The organism is Clostridium sp. BL-8 (assembly GCF_002006495.1).
GTDB lineage: Bacteria > Bacillota > Clostridia > Clostridiales > Clostridiaceae > Clostridium.
In genome coordinates this window covers 47,215-53,676 of record NZ_LZZL01000040.1, presented here as the reverse complement: position 1 = coordinate 53,676, position 6,462 = coordinate 47,215, and the positions used below count along the sequence as shown (strand labels likewise).

The window sequence follows — 6,462 nt, the reverse complement described above, 5'->3', positions numbered from 1 at the left end:
TCACAACTTTCGTTGTAACTTTATGTTTTTTCTTGTCACCCTCAAGCGACTTACTCAGTATATCACTTGCTTCAGGGCTTGTCAACAACTATTTTAAAATCTTTTTGAAGTTCTTATTTCGAAGTTCTTTATCAATTTCTTTCAAGTTGTTTGCCGCTCTCAGCGACGTGTTTTATCTTAACATATATACTTATTTGAATTATTGCTAAAGTTACTGTATTTTAACTTTAATCTTATAATTCTCCTTAGTTCTCTATTTTTCTTTTTTTTTCTATTATTGATACACCCCGCTAAGTTAACTGCGGATTTTTATGAATATAAATCAATAATACTTATGTAAAAGCCTATTCTACTTTGTTTCTATGAAATTGTATTTTAGATTTCATAACCAAATATATTTCTTTTTATGCTGCAATTATTTTGCACATGTATATTACATATAATGTAGATAAATCTTTCGGTAAAAAACTACCAAGAAAATATTTTAGATAATAATTAACTATCATTGCTAATATGTATTCTTAGTAGTTTAATTTTATTACTATTTTTGTTTTAAAATTAATTTTAGATTATATGCTTTCTAAAAAGTAATTTAAAAAACTTAAATCTGCTGTTAATTCCGGATGGAAAGCTGTAACCACAATATTATCTTGCTTAGCAGCTACTATTTTATTATCTATCTTGCATAATATCTTTACGTTATCTTTTGCCTCTATTATATATGGAGCTCTAATAAAAACAAGTTCTACCTTATCTTTTGACACTTCTTCTATTACTTCATTCGCTTTAAAACTATCTACTTGAGTTCCAAATGCATTTCTTTTTACCCTAATATCCATAAGTTGAAGATACTTTTCTTCCTGTCCCTCTATTTCCTTTGCTAGCAATATCATTCCTGCACATGTTCCCCACGTTGGCAATCCACTTCTTATTTTTTCTGAAAGTGGCTCCATTAATCCTGTAACCTTTAATAGCTTTCCAATAGTTGTACTTTCTCCACCTGGTAATATTATTGCATCAATATCATCTAAGTCTTCTTCTTTTTTCACTTCGACCGCAGTATGCCCTAATAACTTTATCTGATTTAGATGTTCTATAACACCACCTTGTAAGGATAAAACTCCAACTTTCATGCTACCAGCCTCTTTCAGCGTATTGTGTCTGGATTTCTTCTGCTGAAATTCCACTCATGGCTCCGCCTAAATCAGTAGAAACCTCTGCTAGCTTTTCTGGATCATTATAATAAGTAGTTGCAAGTACTATTGCCCTTGCTCTTTTTTCTGGATTATCTGATTTAAATATTCCTGATCCTACAAATACGCCTTCACTTCCTAGCTGCATCATAAGAGCTGCGTCTGCTGGAGTTGCAATTCCCCCTGCTGCAAAGTTAACAACAGGTAATTTACCATTTTCAAATACGTATCTAACTAAATCATATGGTGCATTAAAGTTTTTAGCTATAGTCATTAATTCTTCTTTTGAAGCATTTTGTATCATCTTTATTTGATCATTCATAGTTCTCATATGCTTAACTGCTTGTACTACATCGCCTGTTCCTGCTTCTCCCTTAGTTCTTATCATTGATGCGCCTTCACCAATCCTTCTTAAAGCTTCACCGATATTAGTTGCGCCACATACAAATGGAACCTTAAAATCTTCTTTATTTATATGATATTTATCATCTGCTGGTGTAAGCACTTCACTTTCATCTATGAAGTCAATGTTTAATGCTTGTAGAATCTGAGCTTCTACAAAATGTCCTATTCTGACCTTTGCCATAACTGGGATAGACACAGCTTCTTGAATTTCTTTTATCATTTTAGGATCTGACATTCTAGCTACTCCACCTTCTTTTCTTATATCAGAAGGAACTCTTTCAAGAGCCATTACTGCACATGCCCCAGCTTTTTCCGCAATAATTGCTTCTTCTTTATTAGTAACATCCATGATTACTCCGCCCTTTAACATTTGAGCAAGATTTTTATTTATTGATTCTCTTTCCATGATATACAAATCCCCCTTTTTTTATTTTATCCATATAATAAAATATGTATGGATACAATGCAAATGTACCCATACATTTCAAAACTCTCTATTCACAAATAGTTATATATCTTTTAAATTTGCCTTTACACACATACGATCTATCAACTATATTAAACCCTGCCTCAATAATTTCTTTATCCATATTTTCAAAAGTAACAATAACTAATTTCTTACTTATTCTTCTAGCACTTTTAATAAGTGAAGTTTGTTCTTCTATCGTTGTTGGTGTAAACAGTCCATATGGAAGATCTATTATAGAAACATCATATTGCTTTTCAATATTGTTCATATCTCCATTTGTCACTACATTTTCATATCCAAAAAATTTTAAATTCCTTTGGGCATTTTCTGCAATACTTTTATTTAATTCACATCCCACTACATTAATTCCCATTGAAAGAGCCTCAATAACAACTGTTCCGACACCACAACATGGATCTATTAACTTGCAATCTAAGTTATTTTGGACTGCTATATTAACTAATGCTCTTGCTACCCTTAACCCTAATGAATTAGAATATGAATAAGGCTTCTTATCATGGATATGCCATTCATAATCGTTTTTTTCATATTTACCAAATATCCATTTACCACATATCTTAGTTATTCCAAGTATAATCTTAGGATTGTGCATCTCTGGCTCACCCGTTATTACAAATCCTATCTTATTTAGACTATTAAGTCTTTCCTTATACTCTATATCCCCATTTTCTAATTTCACATAACAAACCTTAAAATCGTCATAAGCTAATTTATCCTCTATGATATTTTTTAATATTTGATCTAAAGAATCTTCTTCATAAATTATTGAAATCATTTCTTTTATGAATGGACTTCTTGATATATTAATGTATGAATCTGAAAATAAATATTTTTCACTTGGAGTTTTGCCAAAAAGGCACCTCATCTCCAGCTTACATAACTCTTCTTCAAATACTGGATACTTAATAAAGTAAACATGTCTTTTATAGGTCTTATTATCATTTTTATAATTTACTATTTCTTCATTCAATTAGTTTCCCTCACCTTATTCTTTAAATAATTTAAATCTGCTGACTCTACTTCTAATTCAATATTATCATAATAGATGTTTCTCTACATGTATTTATAATATGATCCACACAAATTTCACTCTATTTTCATATTTTCTTTTGTAATTTCCTTAACATAACATCATTTTCTTTATTTTACCCAAGTATGATACTGTTTTCATTTAATACTTATTATTTTTTATATAAAATATTAAATATCATTATTGTAGTTATTAGAGCAATATGTTATTATATCAATAATAAAAATATTAATAGCATATCACTTCGTTAACATTTAATTGAATATATTGTTATTTTGATATTATTGTTTGCAATAAGGAAAGGGGATAATTATGAAAAAAAATTTACTTTCAGGAATACTAGCTGCTGCAATGTCTATCACACTTCTTGCTGGTTGTAGTGGAAATTCGGCAGGCAGCGGTAGTACAGGAGATACTATTAAAATCGGAGCTATCGGGCCATTATCTGGCGCAGCATCTACATACGGGGTTTCAGTAAAAGAAGGTGCTGAATTATTAGAAAAAGAGGTTAATGATGGGGGTGGAATTAACGGAAAGAAAATTCAATTTGTTTTTGAAGATGACCAAGCTGATCCAAACTCATCAATGCAGGCCTTCAATAAATTAGTTGATGATGAAAAGGTATGTGCAATATTAGGACCTGTTACATCAGGTGCAACACTTGCAGTTGCTCCAAATGCAACAGCAAAACAAATTCCAATGATCACTCCAACGGCTACAGAACCTACAATAACAAATGTTGGTGGAGAATATATGTTTAGAGGATGTTTTGTTGACTCCTTCCAAGGAGAAGTTCTTGCAAAATATGCTACTGAAAAATTATCTAAGAAGACAGCTGCTGTATTATATAATGCTGGTTCAGATTACTCAAAAGGTATAGCTGATAGCTTTAAATCAAAATTTGAAGCTGCTGGTGGACAAGTTGGTGAATTCCTAACTTATAACGATAAGGATACTGATTTTAAGGCTCAATTAACTAAAATTAAGAGCTTAAATCCAGATATATTAGTATTACCTGATTACTACAATGTTGTTGGTCTTATCGCTAAGCAAGCTAGAGAAATGGGAATAACATCTCAATTCCTTGGTGGAGATGGCTGGGAATCAGAAGAATTAACTAAAATTGGTGGAGATGCAGTAAATGGTGCATTATACATTAACCACTATTACTCTGGAGATTCAGATGAAAATGTAAAGAACTTTGTTGAATCATATAAGAAAGAATATAACAAAGAACCAGATGCTTTTGCTGCTCTTTCATATGATACTTCTAAAATTTTAGTTAAAGCAATCGAAAAAGCTGGCAAAACAGATGGCGCTGCTATTAAAGATGCTTTAGCTGGAATGGAAATGAACAGTGTTACTGGTAACATCAAATTTGGTAGTGACAGAAGTGCTATAAAGAGTGCAGCTATCATTAAAATTGATGGAGATAAGAAAGTTTTAGCTGATAAAGTTAACCCTTAATATTTTAATAGGAGGAATATACTATGGAATTTTTACAACAACTAATCAATGGTTTAGCCTTAGGAAGTGTATATGCCCTCCTAGCATTAGGATATACAATGGTTTATGGAATAATTCAATTAATAAATTTCGCCCACGGTGAAATTTACATGATAGGAGCCTTTTCAGGCTTCTATTGTGCTTCAACGTTAAAATTACCATTAATTCCAACTTTATTAGTTGCAATGGTAGTTTCAGCCCTAGCCGGAATAATTATAGAAAAAATTGCTTACAAGCCACTTAGAAATTCTCCAAGAATTGCTTTGCTTATTACAGCAATTGGTGTTTCTTTATTCCTTCAAAATGCTATGAGATTATTAGTTGGATCTAATCCTAAACCATTTCCTGATTTAATTAATGCTGGGAGTATTAATATAGGATCTGTTCAAATTGATGTAAAAACAATATTGATGCTTGGAATTTCTGCTTTTCTTGTTATTTTACTTCAATTTATTGTTTATAAAACTAAAGTTGGAAAAGCTATGAGAGCATCTTCTCAAGATATGGAAGCCGCTTCTCTTATGGGTATAAACGTTAATAACACTATCTCTCTTACCTTTGCTATAGGTTCTGCCTTAGCTGGTATAGCTGGAGTTTTAGTTGCAATATCTTACCCTAGCATCACTCCTTATATGGGAGCTATGCCTGGACTTAAAGCATTCGTTGCCGCAGTACTTGGTGGAATTGGAAGTATCCCTGGAGCCCTTGTTGGTGGAATTGCTATTGGACTTCTTGAAACCTTCTCAAAAGCATATATATCAACAAACTTTTCAGATGCGATTGTATTTGCGATTTTAATCATAATACTTTTAATTAAGCCTTCTGGTCTACTAGGTAAAAAGACCAATGTGAAAGTGTAGGTGTTAATTATGAAGAATTTATTTAACAAAAAGAACATTTGTATTATAGTTGGAGTCTTAATAACATATGCAGTATTATTTGGCTTGATTAGTGCAAATGTCATTAATTCATATTATAAAGGAATTATTACTTTTGCTTTAATAAACGTTATATTGGCAGTTTCACTAAACTTAATTGTTGGATTTACAGGACAGTTATGTTTAGGACATGCAGGTTTCATGTCAATTGGAGCATATGTGTCTGCAATGATAACACAAAAAGCCCATATGCCATTTGTTATTTCAATACTTATTGGTGCAGTAATCGCATGCTTGTTAGCAGCCCTAATTGGATATCCTACCCTAAAGCTTACTGGCGATTATTTTGCAATAACAACCTTAGCTTTCTGCCAAATCATACAAATAATAATTATGAATATTAATCCAGTTGGCGGGGCTCGTGGACTTACAGGAATACCTGTAAAAACTACCTTCACAGTTGCTTTTGTATTCATGGTAGTCAGCATTATCATAATAAAAAATATTATTAATTCCTCCCAAGGTAGAGCAATGCTTTCTATTCGTGAAAATGAAATAGCTGCTGAATCCATGGGAATAAATGCTCTTAAATATAAGATATTAGCATTTGCTATAGCTGCTTTCTTTGCTGGACTTGCTGGTGGACTTTACGCTCACTATGCTGGCTATATAAAACCTGATTCTTTCGATTTTAATAAATCAATAGATTATTTAACTTTCGTTGTATTTGGTGGTATGGGATCATTATCTGGTTCTATAATTTCTGCCATAGCATTAACTTTCTTACCAGAGCTTTTAAGAGGCATGGGTGATTTTAGAATGGTTATATATCCATTAGCATTAATACTTCTTATGATTTTTAGACCTGAAGGATTACTTGGAGATAAAGAGGTTTCTCTTAAAATATTTAGCAAATTAATACCTAATAAAAAATCAAAGGACAGAGAGGAGGCTTAATTC

Annotated in this window: 6 protein-coding genes; 3 read left to right on the top strand and 3 right to left on the bottom strand. The window is 31.7% G+C overall.

The annotated features are described in order from the left end of the window. Positions 1–569: 569 nt before the first annotated feature. The 3 genes from pdxT to CLOBL_RS14795 all read right to left on the bottom strand — a co-directional run bounded on the left by pdxT (position 570) and on the right by CLOBL_RS14795 (position 3,058). The gene (pdxT, locus tag CLOBL_RS14805) at positions 570–1,133 is read right to left on the bottom strand and encodes a pyridoxal 5'-phosphate synthase glutaminase subunit PdxT (RefSeq protein WP_077859742.1); all 564 of its coding nucleotides are present in this window, start codon (positions 1,131–1,133) and stop codon (positions 570–572) included. A gap of 1 nt (position 1,134) precedes the next feature. Further along, a complete protein-coding gene (gene pdxS / locus CLOBL_RS14800; protein WP_009167555.1) occupies positions 1,135–2,004 on the bottom strand; it encodes a pyridoxal 5'-phosphate synthase lyase subunit PdxS in 870 nt (289 codons plus the stop codon). An 88-nt stretch (positions 2,005–2,092) separates the two neighbouring features. Continuing rightward, entirely contained in the window at positions 2,093–3,058 is a 966-nt protein-coding gene (locus tag CLOBL_RS14795) for an RsmD family RNA methyltransferase (protein WP_077859741.1), read from the bottom strand. 372 nt (positions 3,059–3,430) lie between these two features. Here CLOBL_RS14795 and CLOBL_RS14790 point away from each other — a divergent pair, with 372 nt between their 5' ends. The 3 genes from CLOBL_RS14790 to CLOBL_RS14780 are packed head-to-tail and all read left to right on the top strand — an operon-like array spanning position 3,431 to position 6,459. Continuing rightward, a complete protein-coding gene (locus tag CLOBL_RS14790) occupies positions 3,431–4,585 on the top strand; it encodes an ABC transporter substrate-binding protein (RefSeq protein WP_077859740.1) in 1,155 nt (384 codons plus the stop codon). Positions 4,586–4,608: 23 nt separating this feature from the next. Next, positions 4,609–5,484: a branched-chain amino acid ABC transporter permease gene (locus CLOBL_RS14785; RefSeq protein WP_009167558.1), complete on the top strand. Its 876-nt coding sequence runs from the start codon at positions 4,609–4,611 to the stop codon at positions 5,482–5,484. Between the two features lie 9 nt (positions 5,485–5,493). Continuing rightward, entirely contained in the window at positions 5,494–6,459 is a 966-nt protein-coding gene (locus CLOBL_RS14780) for a branched-chain amino acid ABC transporter permease (RefSeq protein WP_077859739.1), read from the top strand. Positions 6,460–6,462 lie beyond the last annotated feature (3 nt).

Excerpts from the sequence above, each read along its gene's own strand:
- CLOBL_RS14780 (WP_077859739.1), top strand. The coding sequence starts at position 5,494 with ATGAAGAATTTATTTAACAAAAAGAACATTTGTATTATAGTTGGAGTC.
- CLOBL_RS14790 (WP_077859740.1), top strand. The coding sequence starts at position 3,431 with ATGAAAAAAAATTTACTTTCAGGAATACTAGCTGCTGCAATGTCTATC.
- CLOBL_RS14785 (WP_009167558.1), top strand. The coding sequence starts at position 4,609 with ATGGAATTTTTACAACAACTAATCAATGGTTTAGCCTTAGGAAGTGTA.
- pdxS (WP_009167555.1), bottom strand. The coding sequence starts at position 2,004 with ATGGAAAGAGAATCAATAAATAAAAATCTTGCTCAAATGTTAAAGGGC.
- pdxT (WP_077859742.1), bottom strand. The coding sequence starts at position 1,133 with ATGAAAGTTGGAGTTTTATCCTTACAAGGTGGTGTTATAGAACATCTA.